Consider the following 21,721-nt stretch of genomic DNA (forward strand, 5'->3'; position numbering starts at 1 on the left):
TTGCGAGTTAATATATATAATATTTSAWKMWATASWTWGNTWANAATAAACTAAAGCAAAACTTAAGAAGATTAATACTAACAAAACAAAGACATATATATTTAAGTAAGTGTCTGAAATATTATATAAGTATGCAATGATAAAAATTAATATGGCTAATGAATTTAAAAATTTAATAATTATTTCTTCAGTAGTAACAATCTCATTATCTATATTAAATAATAATGAGAGAAACTTATATAAATTGTCAGTGATGTATGTAACAAACAAGGGTAACATAAAAGTAATATAATTGAATACTGAATCATTTGATAATGTATAAACAAAGAAGATAAAACATGTGGTTAAATATACAATTATAAAAGCTGTTATATTAAAAGGCTTACTGTAATTAATTGAGAGAAAGCGTTCAAGTAGATTTTTATTTAATTTCAATTATATTGTCTCCTGAATTAATATGATATTGAAGCGACACTGATTATTTATTTGTCAGTGTCTTAAGAATTTTTTTATTTGAGGATAAAACATTACAACAATAATTAGCTGTACTAAAGTTGATATTTCTGAGAAATTAGGTATATCCTCAACAGCCTTACCGAAAATAAAACTCACAACTATAGAAAACATTTTATGTATAGTTTCTTTTTCTTCAACACTCATATATTTTTCAATTTGATTATCAAGTTTTTCGTAAACATCTGAAATCATTTGATAAGATGTTGGAACTTGATAACTTGCAACAGGTGAGAAAACTTCTTTAAAAACTAAAGCAAAGTTTTCTTGAAATTCGACAAAGTCTATAAATTCAACGACAGACATTTCTTCAGCTTCAACAGGATAATCCTTAGCATACTTTTCAAACAGTTCTAATGTTTTATCAATCTCTTCTTTATTTTCTTCATAATACTTTAATCCTAAGCTAATCGGTTTCATTACTTTATTGAAATTAGAAAAAGCTTTGTGGTTATTTAAACCAATAAGTTTAGATTGATAAGAACTTTTAAGGTTATTTAGTTTATTTAATCTATGTATAGCATCAGAACGTAAGGTGAGAAGTTCGTTAGCACGCTTATTAAATCTACTTTGAATAGAGGAATTGATAGTTGATGCTGTTTTGGTACGAGATAATAAATCGTTTCTTATTTTAGCAGGATGACTAGATGGGAGGGTAGGTCTAGAGTTAAGTTTGTCTAGAATATCTTTCTTTGGAGATAACGATTGAGTAATATCTCTTTTCTTTAAAAGGTTGTTAATATCATTAGAGCTGAAAGATGTTTTGGTAATGGTACTTTTATTTTGTGATGATGTAGTATTGTTCAATATTGTTAGTCCTTTCTATAATAGATTATTTACATATATTATAATACGAATACGTGTTCGTGTCATAATAATAGAATATTAAAAAAAATATTTCTAGAGGTTGACTTTTTGAAAAATAAAAAACATTTTTTGGAAAATAAAATTTTAAATTTACAAGCCCCCATGCAAAATAACGCATCAAATATTATCATCATTTCCGTCCGAGCGCCCTCATCTTATTTAAATTCCCAATATAATGTCCAAATATTACCATTAGTTCCCAAAACTAATGTAAACCTAAAATTAAAATAGTTAACAATCAGAAAGGAATGTTTTAAATATGGCAAGACCGCAGAAACCATTGGAAGCTATGAGTAAGAATCTTACTAAAGCAGAAATTGAAGCAAAACAAAATAAAGAGAAAGCTTTAGAAAAATTTGAGAAACTGAGCAAGACACCACCTAAATATTTAACTGATTTAGCTAAAACTGAATACAAAAAGGTGTACAAATTGATTCAATATTTACCAGTAGCACAATTAGATCAACAAACATTAATTACATATTGTGAGTTGTACTCAGACTATCGAGATGTAGTAGATGAGATTAATGCATTAAAAATAAAACTAGATAATGATTATGATTTAGTAATTGATAAGCAACTTACAACTAAACGTAGACAGAAATTAGAGATACTAAGAGAAATGAAATCAGTAGGTAACATGCTAGGTATGAGTATTGATAGTAGATTGAGATTAGCTCCAGCAGAATCAACTGAAGATGATGAATTCATTAAAATGTTTGGTGATGCATAATGACTGAAGTAATAGACTACACAACGTTATATGCTGAGAAAGTTGTATCTGGTGAAATCATAGCATCTAATAAGAATATCAAATCATGTCAACGTCATTTGAATAATCTAGAAGCGGGTGTTGAAGGCTATGAGTGGAGACCTGACTTAGCTAATAAAGTAACTAAATATCTATCAACATTACCTGATATAAAAACTGGTGAGACAATGCCTTTAATGTTATTTCAACATTTCATTTGTGGCTCAATATATGGCTGGGTTCATGAGGGTACTGATATTAGAAGGTTTACTAAAGCTTATGTATCAACCTCAAGGAAACAAGGTAAATCAATTCTGAATAGCGGTATAGCTCAATACGAGATGTTGTTTGGCAAATCACCTTTAAGACAAAGAGAAATATATATTAGTTCAAACGCTTATAAACAATCACGAATTATTTTTGAAATGGCTACAAGTCAAATCAACTTATTAAAGAAAAAATCAAAATATCTAAGTAATAATATTAAGACACTTGATAAAGAAATTAAATATCTCAAAGATGAATCAATCATTAAAGCATTAACTAATTCACCAGACTCAGCTGATGGTACAAATCCAAGCTGTATTATATTAGATGAGTTCGGTGAAATGAAAGACACAACAATGTATGAACGTTTAAAAACAGGTATGGGTCAACAAGAAAACCCTTTAACTTTGATAGTTAGTACAGCAGGTTCTAACCTTAATAACCCGATGTATTCAGAAGAGTATCAATATATCACTAAACTATTAAATGGTGATATTCAAGATGAAAATTATTTTGTATACTGTGCTGAGTTAGATGATGAAACAGAAATGCAAGACGAAAATTTATGGATCAAAGCAATGCCACTATTAGAGTCAGAAACTAAACGTGATATTATCATGAGAAATATTAAAGCAGATATTAAAGAACAAGAACAAAAAGGTAATATGACAGCTATTAAAATTAAAAACTTTAATATGTGGCAAAACAATTCAGATAGTGATGATGTATTTGTATCTAATAAAAATTGGATGAACAATGTTATTGATAAACCTAATATCAAAGGTACAGATGTATATGTTGGTGTTGACTTATCAAGATTACATGATTTAAGTTCTGTATCAATGATTCATGCAATTGAAGATAAAAAGTTATGGTGTGATAGTCATTCATTTATCGGATATGAAGGCTCATTAGAGCTTAAATCACAAAGAGACAAGATGGATTATCAAAGGTTCATTGATGAAGGATATGCAACATTAACGAATTTAAAAAGTGGATTGATTAACTATAAGCAAGTAACAGACTTTATTAAATCATATGTAGCTGATAATGACTTAAATGTTAAAGGTATTTATTATGATAGAAACTTAGCTAATACATGGCTCATTGATATGGAAGAGAGAGCATCAGAATTTAAGTTAATTGAAGTGGCACAAAGTATGATGGGATTAAGTGAAACAATCAAGCAATATAGATATGATGTTATAGAAGGTAAAGTTGTTCATTCTAATAATCCATTATTAACAATAGCTGTAAACAATGCTGTGATTAAGAATGTGAATGATAATGTATTAATCAATAAAACTAAAGCTAGAAACAAGATTGATCCAATTGTAGCTTTGATGAACGCATACACTCAAGCACAATTTCATGAACATGCTAAGTTAACATTAAAAGAAAGATTAGCTAAAGGAGCTGTAATTTTATAATGAAGAAAACTCAAAATTTAATATTAAAGATGTGGAATCTATTGATTACATTATTAAGTGTCGTATTGATTGGATATGGACATATAATAATATTTTTAATAGGTTCTTATTTTGTATTCTTTGGTATTTATATGTTCAATATAATTCTATTCAATATACTAATTGGACTGTATTTAATTTTCATATCAATTTATATAAAGAAAGACTAGAGAAAAAAGTTTGTCAAGTAAATTTACTTTACACAAATATTGTTAAAGTATAGATAAGAGTTGAGACTGAGCAAGTCTCTTTTTTTGTCTTTTTATAATTTTTAAAGAAAGGAGACAATCAGTAATTTGAATTTTTTTACAAGAAATATAACAACAATAAATGATACAGTATCACATCAAGTTCAAGCTTTTGTAGATGTTATTACTAATGAAAATTGGAATGACATAAGTTTTACTGGAATTAATGCTTTAAAAAATGCTGATATATTAACTTCATTACAAATGATTAGTTCGGATATAGCAGGTCTTAAAGTTAAAACTGTTCAAGATGGTCATGATGATTTACTGAAGTTACTGAATAACAAGCCAAACGATATTATGAATGGTTATAACTTGAAATATGCTATTGTAGCTAACCTTATTCTTGATGGCAATGTATTTGTTGAGATTACACGCAATGATAAAGGTAGAGCTATCAAGTTAGATTTAATTAAAAATAGTGATGTAACTGTCAAAGTAGTTAAAGACAGCAAATACATTAAAGAAGTTTATTATGAAGTTGCTACAAATGATAGTAAATTACGTAAAGTAAAATCACTTGACATGATGCATTTTAAAATGAATTCCATAGATGGAATTGTTGGTAGTAGTGTTCTTAGAGCATTACAGACAGAATTAAATATTCAAAATAACAGTCAATCATTCTTAAACAATTTCTTTAGAAATGGTACTCATGCTGGTGGCTTACTGAAAGCAAAAGACAGTGGTTTATCAGATGAAGATAAGTTAAAAATTAAAAATGCATGGCAAAAAGCTAATGCTGGTATGAACAATGCTAACAGTGTTGTTGTCATTGATGAAGATATTGATTATCAACCATTAGAAATTGATACTGAATTAATCAAAATGGTAAATAGTAACAACACTTCAACTAAAGCAATCGCTCAAGTATTAGGAATTCCATTACATAAACTTGGTATTAGTACTAGCAACATGGTCTTATCTCAATTGAATCAAGATTATCTTATTAGTACGCTTAAAAGCTACATAGATATTATTCTCAGTGAACTATACAAGTTAGATCATAACATGAATATTGATTTTGATTTTAATGTTGATGCATATAAGAATATTGATGCTAAACAATTAAGAGAAAATTTAAAACTTGAAAGAGAACTAGGTTTCATTTCAGTGAATGAAGGTAGAAAAGCTCTAGGCTTACCACCAATTGAAGATGAAATTGGTAATCAGTACATCACAAATTTAAATTTTGTTGATAGTTCAATCGCAAAAGAATATCAACTTAATAAAGCACAAGATAAAGGTGGTGTACAAGTAAATGAGTAAAGAAGTTAGAACACTTGAAGCGGGTATTGAAGTCAGAAAGTTAGAAGATAACAATAATGAAATGGTAGTTGAAGGTTATGCTTTACGTTTCAACACTTGGAGCGAAAATCTAGGTAACTTTATTGAAACAATCACACCAGAAGCTTTAAAGAATACTGAGCTTAAAGATGTAAGATTATTATTTAATCATGATTGGAGCAATGTATTAGGTAGACAATCAGCTAAAACACTAGAGCTAGAAGTAGATGATGTTGGTTTACGTTTTAAAGCTAAGTTACCAAATACAACATTAGGTAAAGATTTATATGAACAGATTAGAACTAATAATATTAATCAATGTTCATTTGAATTTACGTTAGATGATAATGGTGAAGATGTTAAATATGACTCAAAAGAATCTATTTACAAACGAACTGTTAAAGCTATTAAACGTATTAGAGAGATTAGTATCGTATCTTTACCAGCTTATGAATCAAGTGATGTAGCAATTGCATTACGTAGTATAGAACAATTAGAGAAACGAAACAAACTAGATTTAGTTCAAGCTGAACTAGATTTATTTTTATTTAAAAATCAAAAGTAATACTAAAGTATTACAGAAAGGTGTTTTGAATGACTCAAGAAGAAATTAAAGTAGCTATTGAAGAAAAACAAACTCAATTAGATGCTAAAACAGCTGAAGCAGATGAAGCAATTAAAGCTGAAAATGCTGATCTAGCTAAATCTTTATTAGATGAAGCTAAAGCTATTCAAGCAGAAATTGATGAGTTAAACAGTCAATTAAATAAAGAAGAAACTGAAGAGGTTCAAGAAGAACGTTCTGAAGAAGAAATAAGTAACTTTAACGCTACAGAAGCAACTCAAATTGTTGATGAAGTAGAAGATGTTAAAGAAGTAACTGAAGTAGTTGCTGATAATGAAGAAATTGAAGAACTTCAAGCTCGTGTAGATGAGTTAGAAGCCGAAATTAAAAATATTAATAAGAATGGGGAAACAAGATCAATGACAAATATCGTAGAAACTGTAGAATTAGGGCAAGAAAATGAAGTACGTTCAGCATTTGAACAATATGTAATGACAGGTGAAAAGCGTGAAGGTTTAACAACTGAATCTGGAGCTATTATTGTTCCAACTGAAATCGCTAAAGAAGTAGTAGATTATTCTGAAGATGTATCAGCATTAGCTAATTTAGTACAAGTTAAGAAAGTATCAAACGGACAAGGTGAAATTGCATTTTTCGATGGAACTAATGCACCAGCTTTAACAGCAGTACCAGAATTAGAAGAAAACCCAATGTTAGGTATTCAACCAATCAAAAAAGCACAATTTAAAGTTGAAACTTACCGTGGTTACTTCCCAGTGTCTCAAGAATCAATTGAAGATGGTATTGGTGCTATTGAATTAGTTAAACAAATTTTAAATGAATCTGTGGTAGCTACACAAAACAAATTAATTTTAGATGTGTTAAAAACTCAAAAAGATAATGCTTTAGCTAATTTAGACGCACTTAAAAAATTAGTTAACGTTGATTTAGCTCCTAAGTATCGTAAACAAGTTGTATTATCTCAAACAGCTTATAACACAGTAGACACATTCAAAGATGGTAACGGACGTTATTTATTACAAGACTCAATCGCTAGTGCATCTGGTAAACAATTATTTGGTATGCCAGTAACAGTAGTAGAAGATGAGTTAATTGGTGCAGGTGTTGGTTACGTTGGAGATTTAGCTGGAGCAGTTGGTTTAGTAGATCGTTCACGCTATGACTTACAATGGACTAACTACATGCAGTTCGCACAATGCTTAATGGTTGCTGTACGCTTAGACGCAATCGCTTTAAACCCTAATGCTGTTAAGAAAGTAACATTTGCTCCAACAGTTTAATAAATACTCAAGCTTAGATTAGTTCACTCTAGTCTAAGCTTTTTATTTTGAAATCTTAATATAAGGAGCTGTAAAGATGGAACGATATAAAGTTAAGAAAGCTTATAACGATACTCAGTTAAAGCGTATGACTAAAGTTAATGAAGTATTAGAATTATCTGATGCAAGAGCAAAACAAATCATGGCTTATGATAATTCATTGATTGAAAAAGTTGAAGCTAAAAAAGCAGTACGTAAACCTAGAGCTAAAAAGGTAACAGAAACAGTTAAAGATGGTGAATAGTCATGGAGCTAAACACTATTAAAAAACATTTAAGAATTACTTTTGATTTTGATGATGAATTGTTACTTGAATATATTGAATGGGCTGAAGATGAAATTAAGAATTCAGTTTCAAATAGTGATTATAGAAATGAAACTTATTTTGATAATAATCCAACTTATGATAGAGCTGTCATTTTACTTGTTACACATTTCTATGAAAATAGAAAAGCAATTACAGATAAACCTCAATACAATATGATCTATGGTATCAAGAGTGCGATCTTTAAATTACAAACAAGATACAAAGGTGATTTAAATGAACTTTGATATTAGTAAAATGAATAAACTTATTTCTATAGAAGAAACTACAATTCAAAATGTATCTGGTGTTCAGAAGAAAGTATCGAAAGAATTATATAAACTATATGCTTTTTTCGATACTGTATGGGCTAAGGATTATCAGACAGCTGTTAGTAATAATACTCAACATCAAATAAGGATTGTAACTAGGCAAGTACCAACTGAGATAGATACGAACAAGTGTTCTATTAAAGTTGATAATAAAGTCTATAAGATTATTCAAGTTATACCTGATTTATATGAGCAGAGATTTATGACAATCATAGCTGAGAAAGTTGGATAGTCATGAGTAATAGCTCAGGTGTTGAAATCAATGGTACTGACGAGATACTAAGAAATATTGAGAAGCTAGGTTTAAACGTAAAGAAAGTGACTAATACAGCTTTAAAAAATGCTGGTGAGATTGTTAGAAAAGAATTAGAAAAGATTACACCTTATGATCTAAAAGATGATGATGGTATTCATATGAAGGATCATGTTGTAATGTCTAATGCAAAAACAGATGCTGAGCATGGTGGGAGATATGTCACTATTGGTTATCCTAAAGGAATTAAGCATAGGGTTCACTTTGCTGAGTTCGGTACTATCAATCAATCACCTCAAGCGTTTATAAGTAAAACAATTCAATCAACTAAATCTAAAGTAAAACAAGAAATTATAAAAGAACTGAAAGGAGCTATTAAGTGATGAGTGAAGTATTTACTAGAAATATTTTAAATGAAGTCTATGAAGCATTAGCTAGTAATGAAACACTCACTAGTTTAGTTCCAGTTGAAAATATTTGGCTTAGAAATATACCAGAAGAACAAAGAGGGCAGTCTCCAGTGATTAGAATTAGTCAAACTGGATGGCAACCTCAAGATTATGCAAGTAATAATCAAACAAGTTATTTTGCTGAATTTCAAATAGATGTTTGGCAGAAACAAGAAGATGGCGACCCTTTTATCATTGGTCAACATATTCAAGAAATAATGAAAAAAGAACTATTTCAACAATCTACAAGTATTTTTAATGAAGATATTGATACTGAAATGTTAAGAGACGGTAGACGTTATCAAGGAATAGTTATTATTTAAAACAAATTTAAAGGAGTTTTTTAACAATGGCAGAAACAAAGAATCATAAATTCGTTACAGGTGTTCGTAATTTTCGTTTAGCTAAGATTACAGCAGATAATAAAGAAACATTAACAATTGAACCAGTAATTACTGTAGCAGAAGATTTATTACAAAAGTTCGGTGTACAACCTGAGTCAAGTTCGGAAAAAGTATACGCTTCAAATAAAGCAATCGGTACTCTTAACTCTAAAAATGGTGGTAAGTTATCAGTTGAATTAGCTTCATTACCTGAAGAGTTAGATTTAGCTATTCAAGGTGCTACTAAAGATTCAAATGGTTTAATTACATACACAAGTAACGATATTTCACCAGACTTTGCTGTATCAGCTGAGATTACATATAATGATGGTTCTTATGCTGTACTAGGTTTAGCTAAAGTATCATTTGAATTAGTGTCAGATGAAGCAGATACTATGGAAGATAAAGCTAAAGCACAATCTTATAAACTTGAAGGTACTGTATTAGATCGTATTAATGATGGCTTCTATAAAACTAAAGCTTATTCAGATGCTTCTGGTTTTGATATTGCTAAATTTGATGCAAAAGTATTTAAAACACAAACAATCTAATTAACAATTAAATATTCTAGACAATAAGAGTAGAGGGTTAGTAGCCTTTACTCTTATTTATTTTTATATTATTGAACGATTATCCACGTAGCAATACAAAATAAAATTATAAAGAGGTTATTAACTATGAGAAAAATTACTTTAATTACTGATATTGAAAAAGGTACAAAGAAAGAATTCACTTCAAGTTTTACAAAAGGTTCATTAGCAATGAGAGCATTGAAAATTGGTAAAGCTTTTGAAGATATGCCAGAGGGTGTAACACCAGATATTGAACTTATTGATGAATTAGCAGATGTAGTAGCTGTTTCATATAATGGTCAATTCACTAAAGATGAAATGCTGGATGGTATTGATGCTCCAGAATTATTTGAGGTTTTAATGGAACAATTACAATCTATCTTTGAAAAGAAAGAAGTAGCTGATACTACCAAAGATTTTTTGGACAAGAAGAACAAATAGGATCTGAAGCATTTTCTTATACCAAACAACTTGAGTATTTTACTGAGTTCATAGACTTTATGCAATCTAGAGAAGATGGCAAACATATGAATTTAAATGAGCTTTATGATTCTGAAATATTTGATTTAATGGAATCGCAATATAGAATTCTATCAAATATAGAACAAAAGCAAAAAGAACAAGAACAATCAAACGTAGTCGACAACTTTGATTTATTATAAAACTCAATATTTAAAGGGAGATGCTTAATTAAGTTTAGGTATCTCCCATTTTTTTTGGTTTAAGAAAGGAATGTAAAACGTATGACAATAGGCTCAACACCATTAGGTAATATGGCTATTGAAGTTAATCTAGATGATACTAAATTGAGACAAAGTACAAGTAACATGAAGGCTTTAATGAAATCAGTTAATGCTGAATTTCAAGCTAACATGTCAGCAGTTAAACGTACAGGATCAGAATATGATGTATTAGCTACAAGAACTGAAGGGCTTGGGAAGAAATTCCAAACACAAGAAAAGATTGTTAAGAGTCTGGAAGAAGCTTATGAGAAAGCACGAATTGAAGCAGAAAAACAAGGTGCATCACAACAACAAATAAGAGCAATGGAAAGTAAACGTGCTCAATTAAACAAAGAGAAAGCAAGTTTAAATGATTTAGCTAGTGCTTATGAGAAAGCTCAAGATGAACAAAATGAAATGAGAGCTAATAATCAAAAGTTAGAATCATCTTTTAGTAAACTTGATAACAAAATTAAAGAGTCAGCTGATAAATTAAAAGGCTTTGGCTCAAAGATGACGGACTTAGGTAAAAATTTATCTATGTCAATAACAGCTCCAATGGTTGGATTAGGAGCAGTAGCATTAAGTACAGCAGGTGAAGCGGAAGCTAGAGCATCACAATTCAAACAAGTATTTGGAAAATTAGAAGATGATGCTACACAAAGTTTAAACAACATTTCTAAAACAACAGGATTATTACCAAATGCATTAAAAGATAGTTATATTCAGATGGCAGCATTTGCTAAAACATCAGGTGTCGATACTAAAGGAGCTTTAGATTTAACTAGTAGAGCTACATTAGCAGCCGCTGATGCAGCAGCTTTCTATGACCGTAGTATTGATGAGGTAACTGAGAATTTACAATCATATCTTAAAGGTAACTATGAAAATGATGCGGCTCTTGGTATTTCATCAACTGAAACAACACGTAATGCAAAAGCTAATGAATTATACGCTAAGTCATTTAATGAATTATCTGAGGAACAAAAACAATTAACGTTATTGAAAATGGTTGAAGATGGTAATAAATTATCTGGTGCATTAGGTCAAGCATCAAGAGAATCAGATACATTAGCTACACAAACAGCAAATGTAAGAGTAGCTTTTCAAGACTTCTTAGGGGAATTGGGTAGACCAATCTTACCAATGGCTGTACAAGGATTAAAAAAACTATCTAATGTTGGTAAAGATTTATCAAATCAATTCTTAGGAATGTCTGACTTTGGTAAAAAATTAACATTAGGATTTATTGGTTTTGTAGGGATTGCACCAATCATATTGATGGCAGTTGGTGGTATAGCTTCAGGATTAGGAGCATTAGCAACACTAGGAGCACCTATATTAATAGCAGTTGGAGCTTTAACAGCTTTAGGTGTAGGTTTCACATTAGCTTATAAGAAGTCTGAAACATTCAGAAATATAGTTAACGGTGCTTTAGATGGTGTTGGTAAAGCATTTGAAACAATCAAAGGAACTATTAAAGGTGTATTTGAATTATTTAAAGGTGATGGATCACAAGGTGTCATTACTTTATCTAAATTCTTACCACCTAGTTTAGTACAGGGAATCACTTTAACGGTTGATAAAATAAGATCTACATTCAAATCAATGGCTGATGCTGTTGGTAAAGTATTTAAAGGTATAGGTAAAGAATTATCAACATTCTGGAATGAGAATGGCAAGATGATTACTCAAGCCTTAAAGAATATGATGGCTGTAGTAAAACCAATAATATCAGTTTTAGGTAAATTATTTAGCGTTACTTTAAAGGTTGCCTTTGTGATCTTGAAAGAGATTGTTGTTGGTACTTTCAAGGCAATTGTTGGTGTTATAAAAGGTGCTATCAAGATTATAACTGGTATCATTCAAGTATTTAGTGCTTTATTTACTGGTAATTGGAAGAAATTATTTCAAGGTTTATGGAAGATAACTAAAGGTTTAGTACAAGTCATTTGGAATGGTATTAACTTATTATTCTTTGCACGTATCTTAAAAGGTGGTTTAGCATTTGCTAAAGGCTTTGGTAAGATATTCCCTAAATTGTGGACTGGTATAAAAGAAATTTTCACTAAATCACTAAATTCTATCTTTAAATTTGTAAGTGGTATTTGGACTAAGCTTCATAAAAATGCAACTAGCACTTTAACAAACATGTATAAGGCAATCGGTAGAATTTTATCAAATTTACTTAAGAATTTTAAGACAATTTTTGATAATATTTGGAGCAAAACAAAATCTATCTTTAAATCTATCTTTGAATATGTACCACGTATGATAGGTAAGATGAAAGATGGAGCATTAAAAGGTCTTAGAGCTATGAAAAATGGCTTAGATAGTTTAATGGACAAGATGAAGAAAAAAGTAACAGATACCTTTGGAAACATGGTTAAAGGAGCTAAAGAGTTACCTAAAAAATTAGGTGATGGTATACGTAATGGTGCTGGAAAAGCTGTAGATGGTGTGAAGCACTTAGGTAATAAAATGGTTGGTAAACTTGGTGGTGTCGTTAACGGTACAATAGGTGGTATCAACACAGTTACAGATAAACTTGGTATCGGTAAGAAGATAAAAGAGTGGAATGTACCTAAATTTAGTACTGGTACTAAGAATGGTGCTTTAGCTAGTGATAGTTTAATTACAGTTGGTGACTTTGGTGTTGGTAATGGTATTGGAAGACGTGAGTTAGTACAATTCCCTAATGGTCAAATGCAATTATTTGAAAAAGAGACAACAATACCAGCACCAGCAGGAACTAAAGTTTATTCAAATAAAGAAACAGAACCAATGTTAAAAGCTATGAGATTTAGTACAGGTACTGGTGGATCGATTGGTTCAATGTTCGCTAATTTTGGTAAATCAGTTATCAAAGGCTTTGGAGACTTAATGGACTATATCGACAATCCAGCTAAGCTAGTTGAGAAATTAATTGGAAGCGTTACTAAGAAATTTGGTTTTGATGGACTTAATAACTTTGCTTTAGATTTTGCTAAGGGTGGTTTCAATCAAATTAAAACTGGTGTTAAATCATTCATTGATAAAATCTTTAATGAATATGCATCAAGTAATGCTGATGGGGGAGAAATCTTAGGGTTTCCATTAACTACACCATATAGTCCACATAGAAGACCAGCAGGTTATCCATTTAATGCACATCACTATGGTATTGACTTAGCTACACCATATGGAACATTGCTACACGCTCCAACAAGTGGTACTTTAACTCAGACATCTGATTACAATGGTGGTTTAACAGCTATCCTTAAAGATAAAATGTATACTCAATTCTTTATGCACTTATCTAAAGTATTAAAAACAGGTGTAGTTAAACAAGGTCAAGCAATTGTGAAAACTGGTAATTCTGGACATATGACAACTGGTGCTCACTTACATTATCAAGTACGTAAGAATGATGGTACTGGAGCATGGAATACTAACACAATTGACCCAATAGCATTTTTAAGAAATAAAGCTGGTGGCTCTATCAAAGGTGGGGTTAAAGGTAAGGGTAGTTGGGCTAACAAGATTAGACAGGCTGCTAAGCAAATGCATACTTCAGTATCAGAATCACAAGTTCAAGGTATCTTAGCTCAAATTCAACGTGAGTCTAATTTTAATGAGTCAATAGTTCAAGGTAACATTGGTGATATAAATAACCTAAGAGGTACACCAGCAAGAGGTTTACTACAATATGTACCATCAACATTTGCTAATTATAAAGTTCGTGGTTATGAGAATATTAACAATGGTTACCATCAATTATTAGCATTCTTTAACAATTCAAACTGGGCTAGAAACTTACCGTATGGACGTTCTGGATGGACACCAAACGGACATAGAAGATATGCTACAGGTGGTATCATTAACTTCCATCAATTCGCTGAGTTAGGTGAAGAGGGTGAAGAGGTTGTTATACCAATGCATCCCAAACGTAGAAATAATGCAATGGCTTTATTGGCTTACACAGCTATGAAGTTAATGCCTAAAGAACGTGGTGGAAGTGGATTAGCTAATAGAATACCTAACATACCTAAAGGTTCGACTTCTAATAACGATTCAGAAATGATGAAGTTACTTATGACTATGATTAGCAAACAAGATGAACAAATAAAAGAATTAAAAGAACAGACTAAAGCAATACAACAAGATAGATACACTACAGTTGAAGCAAATGGACGTGAAATAGCTAAGGTTACACATGAATATCATGATGATTTTAATGCTAGAAAAAAGACATTTCAACCTAGAACTGTAATGTAACAAATATTCTAGAAGAGTGATATTAATATATTGCTCTTCTTTTATTTTATGAAAGGAAGTATTCAATGAGAACATTAGTTATAAATGAAAAATTAATGAAGCATTTATATATAGGTGACAACTTTATAATACCAACATTCCCAGTTGAAATTATGAGTACGGAAGTCTCAGCTAGAGCTGGAGCAGTGTATACAGGTAAAAAGATTGGAACTTTAGATGTTGATATACCTTTAACTTATCAAAATGTTAACAATTTAAAAACAAAAGATGTCACTGATTTATTAATTAGATATTTCAATAGTGATAAAGAAGTATCAATTCATATAGAAAATGAAGACTGGTATTGGATGGGCTATGTACAAGGTGATTTTCATTTTCCATTAGACACACAGCCTTTTTATTCGTTCACATTAAAGGTAAAACTATTAACACCATATAAATATTCATTAGCTGAGTTTTCTAATATGGCTGTAAATGGACAGGTAGCTGTAAATAATGAGGGTGCTGTTGATACATACCCAGTTATTGAAGCAAAGGCAAAAGTTGATACAACTCATTTAATGATTGCTAAAGATGATGATGATTATATAATGATTGGTGATCCACCAACAGCAAATAAGAAAGCTAGAAAAATATCACCTACAGTATTAAATGACAAATTACAAACTGTAAATGGTTGGGCTTATGTTCAAACAACAGGTTCTCAATTTGGTGATGGTGAAACAGGTGGTATTGTTGGTGCACATGTGAAATCTAATAATTATGGTTTCTTTGTAGATCCAACAACATATCCTAAGGTGGCTGGTAAGTGGAATGGTGGGGCACTTAAGAAATCATTTACACGTTCAGTACAAGATTTTGAACACAATATTACAATTAAATTATTTGAAGATGATATAGCAACAAATAAGATGGGAACTGGTAAAGTATTTACACATATTTGGGATGAAGCAGGACGTTTAATTGCTACCATAGGATTAGTTGATGCAAGTTATAGCTCAAATGATGTTACTATAATTGCTAAATTATTTGATGAAGCTGGAGAGTCTAAAAAGATATTTTCATTTAAACCTAAGTATGATGTATATTTAGATGATTTTGTTTATTGTTCTATTAAGCGTGTTGGTAACAAATGGACATTCAAGACAAATACAGTCCAGCAGTTAAAAATGAAACGTAGAAGTGATATTGCTAAATACGGACAAACAAGAGAAATTGTTAAAAACACTCACACTGAAACATATACAGATAAATACAAAGAATATATAGCTCCAGCAAGATCAACAAGTATCTATATTGCTAGATTTGACTGGGATAGTAAGACAATGGTTGAAAAAGATAAGTTTAAAGCTGGTGCTTATGATATTCAGACAAAAGAATTAAACTTGAAAGCTGATAATGAAGTTGATGAAATTATTAATGCTGGAGATAAGATATTGATTGATAATTTTAATCAGACAATGATGATTAACAAGAAAGATGCTACAAAACATAAGGACTTTGGCTCAAACTACTTTGGATTGGAGCAGGGTCAACATGAACTGTTTGTATATCCAGCTAGTGCATTTGATGTAACTGTTAGATGGCAATCAGTCGATTACTAAACGAAAGGAAGTTACACAATGGCAGTTGGTATACACATTTTAAATAGAAATACAGAAGAAATTACAGGCTATTACACTAACAACTCAAAACAGATGATGGTATTAAACAATGTTCATGCTAGAAATAGAGATGAGCATAGTGAGACATTTGATTTTACAGTACCGTATAAATTTTTAGATGATTTTCATAATCAGAATAGGGTTCTTATTCCAGATGTTCGTAAAGGTGAATATAGAGAATTTGTAATTAAGCACAAAGAAACTGGTGAACAAGAAATTTTTGTCCAATGTGATGGTGCATGGTTAGATGATTTAGCAAGAAATAGTGAACCATTACCACCAGTTAATTTAAATAATGTGACTGTAGATGAAGCTGTAACATATGCATTATCAATTACAGGTTATGAAAAAGGACATATTGAATATGATGGGTTTATTGATTTAGTTACAACTGAATATACAAGACCTTATGACCTACTCTTGAAAATTGAAGAAATAACTGACTTACAATTTGATGTGACTATTGAAACTAGTGGGAATGAGATAATTGGTAGATATGTTCATATGAATGTACCAGATGATTTAACAGAGTTCACAGGTAAAGAGCTTGTACGTGGTAAAGACATTACTACAATCAAACAAAAAGAGAATACTCGTGAATTAGCTACAGCATTATTAGTAACTTCACAAGACTCAAAAGGTAATCCATTGGTCACTAAAGTATATGATGATGAAGCTAGAGACCGTTGGGGCAATAATGGTAAATTCAGCTGGGATATTTATAACATTGAAACTAATGATAAGTCAGCAATGACAATTTCAAAAATGCAATCAATCGGTAAACGTGAATTAAAGAAACGCATTAACCAAGCTGTAGAATATGAAGTACAAGCAATTGATATAGTATCACAGCTTGGAATGACAGCTAATTTTGGTGATAGAGTACGTGTTAGAGATGTAACATACACACCTCATTTCTATTTAGAAGCTACTGTAAAAGCTGTACAACGTGATATATTTGATGATAACTCAAAAGAATTGGTATTAGGATCAGTTAAAAAATTTAGTGAGTCTAGTTTAAGAAGTTATTTCAATTCTATACGTTCACAGTTAACTACTAAATTAAATGATAGTATTAATAATGTTAATACTATTGTTGAAAAATCTAAAATTCACACAGGAAGTACACCACCACCAGATGCTACAGATGGCACTTTATGGTATGACAATAGTGTTAGTGATGTTGCTGTATTAAGAGAATACAAAGACGGTAGTTGGAACAATCAAACACCTAATAATGTTGAAAGTATCGGTGGTCTTAAAAAAGAGAAAACTTTATATACAAATTTACATGAAATATATGAAAATTTATTTGTTGAGTATACTAAAATTCAAACGCTAGTTACTCAATTATTATCTAATGAGTATTTAGTAGATACAACAGTTAAAAATGCATTACAAGTAGCCTTTGATAATCTTGAGGGCTCTTTTTTATCTATGAAATCAGCTGATTCAAGTATGACTGTGGACACAGCAACAATGAGTGGCTTAAATTCATTACAGTTAGCTATTGGTGACTTTAGAACTAAAATAAAAGAGTTTAATATTGCTCAAGCAAATGCTCAAGAGTCAATTGATGCTAGATTTAATTTACTTCAATCACAATATACTGATGAAAAAGTATCTAAAATATTTCAAGAGGTCGCTAATGCAACAGGGCTAATATATAATCCAGAAAACCTTACATTAACTGGTGATATTAATATAACAGATGCTGAGTATCTAAAAATATCAGAAAAAGTACAAGGAGATTTAGTTGGTAAATATGTTGATAGTGGAACGTATTCAACTGACCAATCTGGATTAGTGAAGAAAATAGATGCTAACAAGTCAGCAATTGAACAATCTAGTAAAGCTATTAATTTAGAGGTGTCTAATAGTAAATTAAATACACAATTAAAGACATTACAAGAAGCTGTAAGTTCAATTAAACTAGTGGCTGACGGTATTAATATTACAAGTAGTGCTGATGGATTAATTTCATCTGTTGCTGTTGATCCATCCAATATAAAAATCAAATCAAATGCTATCAACTTAGTTGGTGATGTATACATGCAAGATGGTTTGGTACGTGTATCAGACCTTAAAATTGGTGGGGAAGATAAGTCTGGGAAGATTGAAATTAAAAATGCTAATAATGAAGTCTTTTTTGGGTTAGATACTGAACAAGCTACAGCATCTGAGTTGTCTATTGGTACTTTAAGAGTTGAGAAGATTGAAAATAAAGACATAGTTATTCAATCATCAGAAAATATGACTTTCTATGTATCAAATGTTGGTGACAATGAGAACGATGGTTTAACTTTAGATACAGCCTTTGCAACGGTAGAACGTGCTTTAGAAGAAATACCGACTGTTTACAACGGTGAATGTACTATTTATTTAAGAAGTTTAGATAGTGCAGAATTAATTGAGGTAAAAGGCTACATGGGAAAAGGTAAAATCATTTTTGCTGGATGTACTTCAACAGGTTCACCTAGTGTTGGACAAGTCAGAAATTCAATAGCTTTTATCTTTGCAGGTAATACCATTGATAACTATATTCAAAATGTTTTTATAGAAACTGAAAGAGGAACCACTGGAATTGTTGTCAACGGTGCAAGTGTTAATGCTATTAATGTAAATATTAATGGAGCTGGTGGTGGAGAACAAGCAGTAACAATATCACGTAATGCATACTTTGAATGGCGTACAGGTGAAAGCTCAAACGTTTCAAGAGGTATGACATGTGCAAGTGGTTCAAATGCATTTCTTAAAGATGTTAATTTATATGCGAATGATTTTGGTATTGTATCAGCTTATGCATCTCAAGTTGAATGTAGTACCGTTAAAATTAAAGCTGGAACATCAACTAGTGTATTTGGTGGTTCATTCATTAATGGTTCTATTACAACTACTACTACAAGTAATTCAACAGCAGTAGCACCACCACCAACGACTAAAACAGTTACTTTAACAAGTAGTTCAGCAGGTCATTACTATAAATCGTATGGTAACTTAGGTTGGAATGGTGCATTTATGAAAGGCTATCCAATTCAAGGTACATGGTCACCTTATGGTGAGCGTATGGGCTTTTGGTTCTTTGGAACTCAATTTGACCGTTTTGTTGGTAAAAAAATCAAGAAAGTTAGAGTATATATTGGTCGTTCAAGTGTTAATATGCAAGGTTATACAGGTAGTAGAAAAGCTACTTTACGTATGCACACTTACGGAACTAAACCAAGTACAGCACCAGCAACAAGTAACGCTACCCAATCTAAAGCTATCATGTTATCAATGGGTGAAACTAAATGGGTTGATGTAACTAGCGTATTTGGTTCTATGATAAATCAAACAGCATGGAAAGGCTTTGCAGTTAATACAGATAGCTCAAGTCAGTATGAATACATGGCAATGAAACCAACTTTGAAAGTTGAGGTGACTTACGTTGTCTAAATTAGTTTTATACAATGATGAAAATTTAGCAGTAACTATAATTGACAATGTTACTGAATTTAAACAAGAAGATGCTGAAAATAATCTTAAAAATTATGAGTTCTATTCAGACAACTATGGAAAAATAGACATGAAAGGCAGTGCTTTTAGCATTGCTTTTTTTGATGACTTAATTGAGATTGTAGAGTATCAAGATATTACAGATATACTATCTCAAGCATTAGATAAATCACAATTTATTAGCTTGTCTAAAGATGATGAAATAGCTGATTTAAAAGCAAAAATAGAAACACTAGAGGGTGCAATTTTAGAGCTGATTGAGACAGTTCTTTAATTGCTCTTTTTAAATTATTAACAAGGAGCTAACAAATATGGCAATTTTTAAAAATAAAGATATTGCAACTGACATACGTGTCACAGATGTTAATGTAGGTAACATTGGAGCTAAATTCTATAGTGAAGATGAAAATACAGCATCTATTGGTATCTATATCAAAAACAACGGTCAAGTATTAGATTTATCTACAATCACAATGAAACCAATGTTAAATCTATATGCTGAAGATGGATCAGTATTTTTAGATGAGCCTTTAACAGTTGTAAGTGCAACTGAGGGCTTTATTAAATATTATGTGTCACCAGAAATTGTGAAACACGTTGGACGTATGAACGCTAAATTATTCTTAGAGTCACCAACAGATAGTGTACACGTTGCTAATTTCTCATTTGACATTGGTGATAGTGGAACTGAAAAAGATGTGGCTAAAGTTATTGATATTGATATTCTAGGTGATAAGATTTTAGAAATCATGACAGTAAATGCTCACTTATTTAAAGGTGAGTCTTTAAAATATGAAGATTTAACCGATGAGCAGAAAGCTGAAATAAAAGGTTCAATTGTAGATTTATCAAGCTATGCAAAAGTTGGAGCTTCTTATACTAAATCTGAGTCAGATAGTAAGTATGCATTAAAAGGTGAAACATCAACTGGTACTGTAGATATGACTGGTTACGATAAAACAGCTACATTAGATACTAAGTATGCACCTATTTCTCATACACATAGTGAGTATTTAACTAAGACTCAGGGTGACGGTTATTATGCACCTAAAACACATACACATACAGCTTCAGATATTGGTACTTATACTAAGACTGAAATTGATAATAAGATTACTACTGCACAAACTGGTGGTACAGTAGATTTATCAGCTTACTTGAAGTCAGCAGATGCTAGTATAACTTATGCTCCTAAAGCTCATACTCATACTATTGGTGATATTTCTAATTTGCAAGTTACTTTAGATGGAAAAGCTTTAGCAAGTCATAACCATGATACAGTTTATAGTAAATTAGGTCATATCCATGCTATTTCTGATATAACAAACTTACAGACAACATTAAATGGCAAAGCATCAACTACACACAATCATGCAATAAGTGATGTAACTAATTTACAAAACACTTTAGATGGTAAAGCTCCGACAAGTCATACACATACCACTTCTCAAATTACAGACTTCTCAACAGAAATGTCTAAGAAAGCAAATACTGCTCATTCACATGCTATTGGAGATGTTACTAATTTACAAACTGTTTTAGATGGTAAAGCAAGTACTTCACATACTCATACAGCATCACAAGTATTAATGTCTGATGGTACAACAGTTCAAGATAAAATTAACTCTTTACCAACTAGTGGTGGAAGTAGTGGCTCAGTCTCAGCACCAGCATGGATTAATGCAACCTTAAGCAATGGTTTTACGGGTACAGTTAAATATTGTAAAGATGGCTTTAATATTGTCACTGTTAATGTAGATATAACAGTAGGTTCATCAACAGGGTTAAATACGGTAGTAGCTAGTTTGCCACAAGGATATTTACCACCAATGGCTTACTTACCAGATTTATTCTATAACAGTTCAGTTGGTCAAGCTGATGCATTTTTCAATGTAGGTAACGTATTTAATGGGGTTACAGTAGCTAAAGGATTACAACAAGGTCACAATATCCGTGGACAGTTCATGTTCCGTGTCTAAAGGA

General features: G+C 31.0%; 19 protein-coding genes. 18 read left to right on the forward strand and 1 reads right to left on the reverse strand.

Features of this window, described 5'->3' with window-relative positions:
* Nucleotides 1-489: 489 nt before the first annotated feature.
* Complete coding sequence (locus JJJ02_RS02405; protein ID WP_240837129.1) at nucleotides 490-1,320, reverse strand: hypothetical protein; 831 nt, start codon at nucleotides 1,318-1,320, stop codon at nucleotides 490-492.
* 319 nt (nucleotides 1,321-1,639) lie between these two features.
* On the opposite strand from JJJ02_RS02405, the gene JJJ02_RS02410 reads away from it, so the two are divergent.
* From JJJ02_RS02410 to JJJ02_RS02495, 18 genes are all read left to right on the forward strand, one after another.
* Nucleotides 1,640-2,113: a phage terminase small subunit P27 family gene (locus JJJ02_RS02410; RefSeq protein WP_240837131.1), complete on the forward strand. Its 474-nt coding sequence runs from the start codon at nucleotides 1,640-1,642 to the stop codon at nucleotides 2,111-2,113.
* Complete coding sequence (locus tag JJJ02_RS02415; RefSeq protein ID WP_240837133.1) at nucleotides 2,113-3,828, forward strand: terminase large subunit; 1,716 nt, start codon at nucleotides 2,113-2,115, stop codon at nucleotides 3,826-3,828. Before JJJ02_RS02410 ends, JJJ02_RS02415 begins: the two co-directional genes overlap by 1 nt.
* Nucleotides 3,829-4,163: 335 nt before the next feature.
* Nucleotides 4,164-5,384 carry a phage portal protein gene (locus JJJ02_RS02420; RefSeq protein ID WP_240837135.1) on the forward strand — a complete coding sequence of 407 codons (1,221 nt, stop codon included), beginning with the start codon at nucleotides 4,164-4,166 and terminating at the stop codon, nucleotides 5,382-5,384.
* Complete coding sequence (locus JJJ02_RS02425; protein ID WP_240837138.1) at nucleotides 5,377-5,967, forward strand: HK97 family phage prohead protease; 591 nt, start codon at nucleotides 5,377-5,379, stop codon at nucleotides 5,965-5,967. Before JJJ02_RS02420 ends, JJJ02_RS02425 begins: the two co-directional genes overlap by 8 nt.
* 29 nt (nucleotides 5,968-5,996) lie before the next feature.
* Nucleotides 5,997-7,268: a phage major capsid protein gene (locus JJJ02_RS02430; RefSeq protein ID WP_240837140.1), complete on the forward strand. Its 1,272-nt coding sequence runs from the start codon at nucleotides 5,997-5,999 to the stop codon at nucleotides 7,266-7,268.
* A gap of 76 nt (nucleotides 7,269-7,344) precedes the next feature.
* Entirely contained in the window at nucleotides 7,345-7,551 is a 207-nt protein-coding gene (locus tag JJJ02_RS02435) for a hypothetical protein (protein ID WP_240837143.1), read from the forward strand.
* A 2-nt stretch (nucleotides 7,552-7,553) separates the two neighbouring features.
* The gene (locus JJJ02_RS02440) at nucleotides 7,554-7,859 is read left to right on the forward strand and encodes a head-tail connector protein (protein ID WP_240837145.1); all 306 of its coding nucleotides are present in this window, start codon (nucleotides 7,554-7,556) and stop codon (nucleotides 7,857-7,859) included.
* A complete protein-coding gene (locus tag JJJ02_RS02445; protein WP_240837148.1) occupies nucleotides 7,849-8,175 on the forward strand; it encodes a phage head completion protein in 327 nt (108 codons plus the stop codon). The genes JJJ02_RS02440 and JJJ02_RS02445 overlap by 11 nt, the downstream gene beginning before the upstream one ends.
* A gap of 2 nt (nucleotides 8,176-8,177) precedes the next feature.
* The gene (locus tag JJJ02_RS02450; protein WP_240837150.1) at nucleotides 8,178-8,579 is read left to right on the forward strand and encodes an HK97-gp10 family putative phage morphogenesis protein; all 402 of its coding nucleotides are present in this window, start codon (nucleotides 8,178-8,180) and stop codon (nucleotides 8,577-8,579) included.
* Nucleotides 8,579-8,968, forward strand: coding sequence for a hypothetical protein (locus JJJ02_RS02455; RefSeq protein WP_240837153.1), 390 nt, complete (start codon nucleotides 8,579-8,581; stop codon nucleotides 8,966-8,968). Before JJJ02_RS02450 ends, JJJ02_RS02455 begins: the two co-directional genes overlap by 1 nt.
* A 26-nt stretch (nucleotides 8,969-8,994) precedes the next feature.
* Nucleotides 8,995-9,579, forward strand: coding sequence for a major tail protein (locus JJJ02_RS02460; protein WP_240837155.1), 585 nt, complete (start codon nucleotides 8,995-8,997; stop codon nucleotides 9,577-9,579).
* Nucleotides 9,580-9,705: 126 nt separating this feature from the next.
* The gene (gene gpG / locus JJJ02_RS02465) at nucleotides 9,706-10,041 is read left to right on the forward strand and encodes a phage tail assembly chaperone G (RefSeq protein WP_240837157.1); all 336 of its coding nucleotides are present in this window, start codon (nucleotides 9,706-9,708) and stop codon (nucleotides 10,039-10,041) included.
* Nucleotides 10,042-10,100: 59 nt separating this feature from the next.
* Nucleotides 10,101-10,262, forward strand: coding sequence for a hypothetical protein (locus JJJ02_RS02470; RefSeq protein ID WP_240837159.1), 162 nt, complete (start codon nucleotides 10,101-10,103; stop codon nucleotides 10,260-10,262).
* Nucleotides 10,263-10,343: 81 nt separating this feature from the next.
* Nucleotides 10,344-14,579, forward strand: coding sequence for a peptidoglycan DD-metalloendopeptidase family protein (locus JJJ02_RS02475; RefSeq protein ID WP_240837161.1), 4,236 nt, complete (start codon nucleotides 10,344-10,346; stop codon nucleotides 14,577-14,579).
* Between the two features lie 65 nt (nucleotides 14,580-14,644).
* Complete coding sequence (locus tag JJJ02_RS02480) at nucleotides 14,645-16,183, forward strand: phage distal tail protein (protein WP_240837163.1); 1,539 nt, start codon at nucleotides 14,645-14,647, stop codon at nucleotides 16,181-16,183.
* Nucleotides 16,184-16,201: 18 nt separating this feature from the next.
* On the forward strand, nucleotides 16,202-19,678 hold the full coding sequence (locus tag JJJ02_RS02485) for a hypothetical protein (protein ID WP_240837165.1): 3,477 nt from the start codon (nucleotides 16,202-16,204) through the stop codon (nucleotides 19,676-19,678).
* Complete coding sequence (locus JJJ02_RS02490; protein ID WP_240837167.1) at nucleotides 19,671-20,012, forward strand: hypothetical protein; 342 nt, start codon at nucleotides 19,671-19,673, stop codon at nucleotides 20,010-20,012. The genes JJJ02_RS02485 and JJJ02_RS02490 overlap by 8 nt, the downstream gene beginning before the upstream one ends.
* 37 nt (nucleotides 20,013-20,049) lie before the next feature.
* Nucleotides 20,050-21,717 (forward strand): BppU family phage baseplate upper protein, encoded by a 1,668-nt coding sequence (locus JJJ02_RS02495; RefSeq protein WP_240837169.1) that lies wholly within the window; start codon nucleotides 20,050-20,052, stop codon nucleotides 21,715-21,717.
* Nucleotides 21,718-21,721: the final 4 nt, after the last annotated feature.

The organism is Macrococcus sp. PK, assembly GCF_022501545.1.
Lineage (GTDB): Bacteria > Bacillota > Bacilli > Staphylococcales > Staphylococcaceae > Macrococcoides > Macrococcoides epidermidis.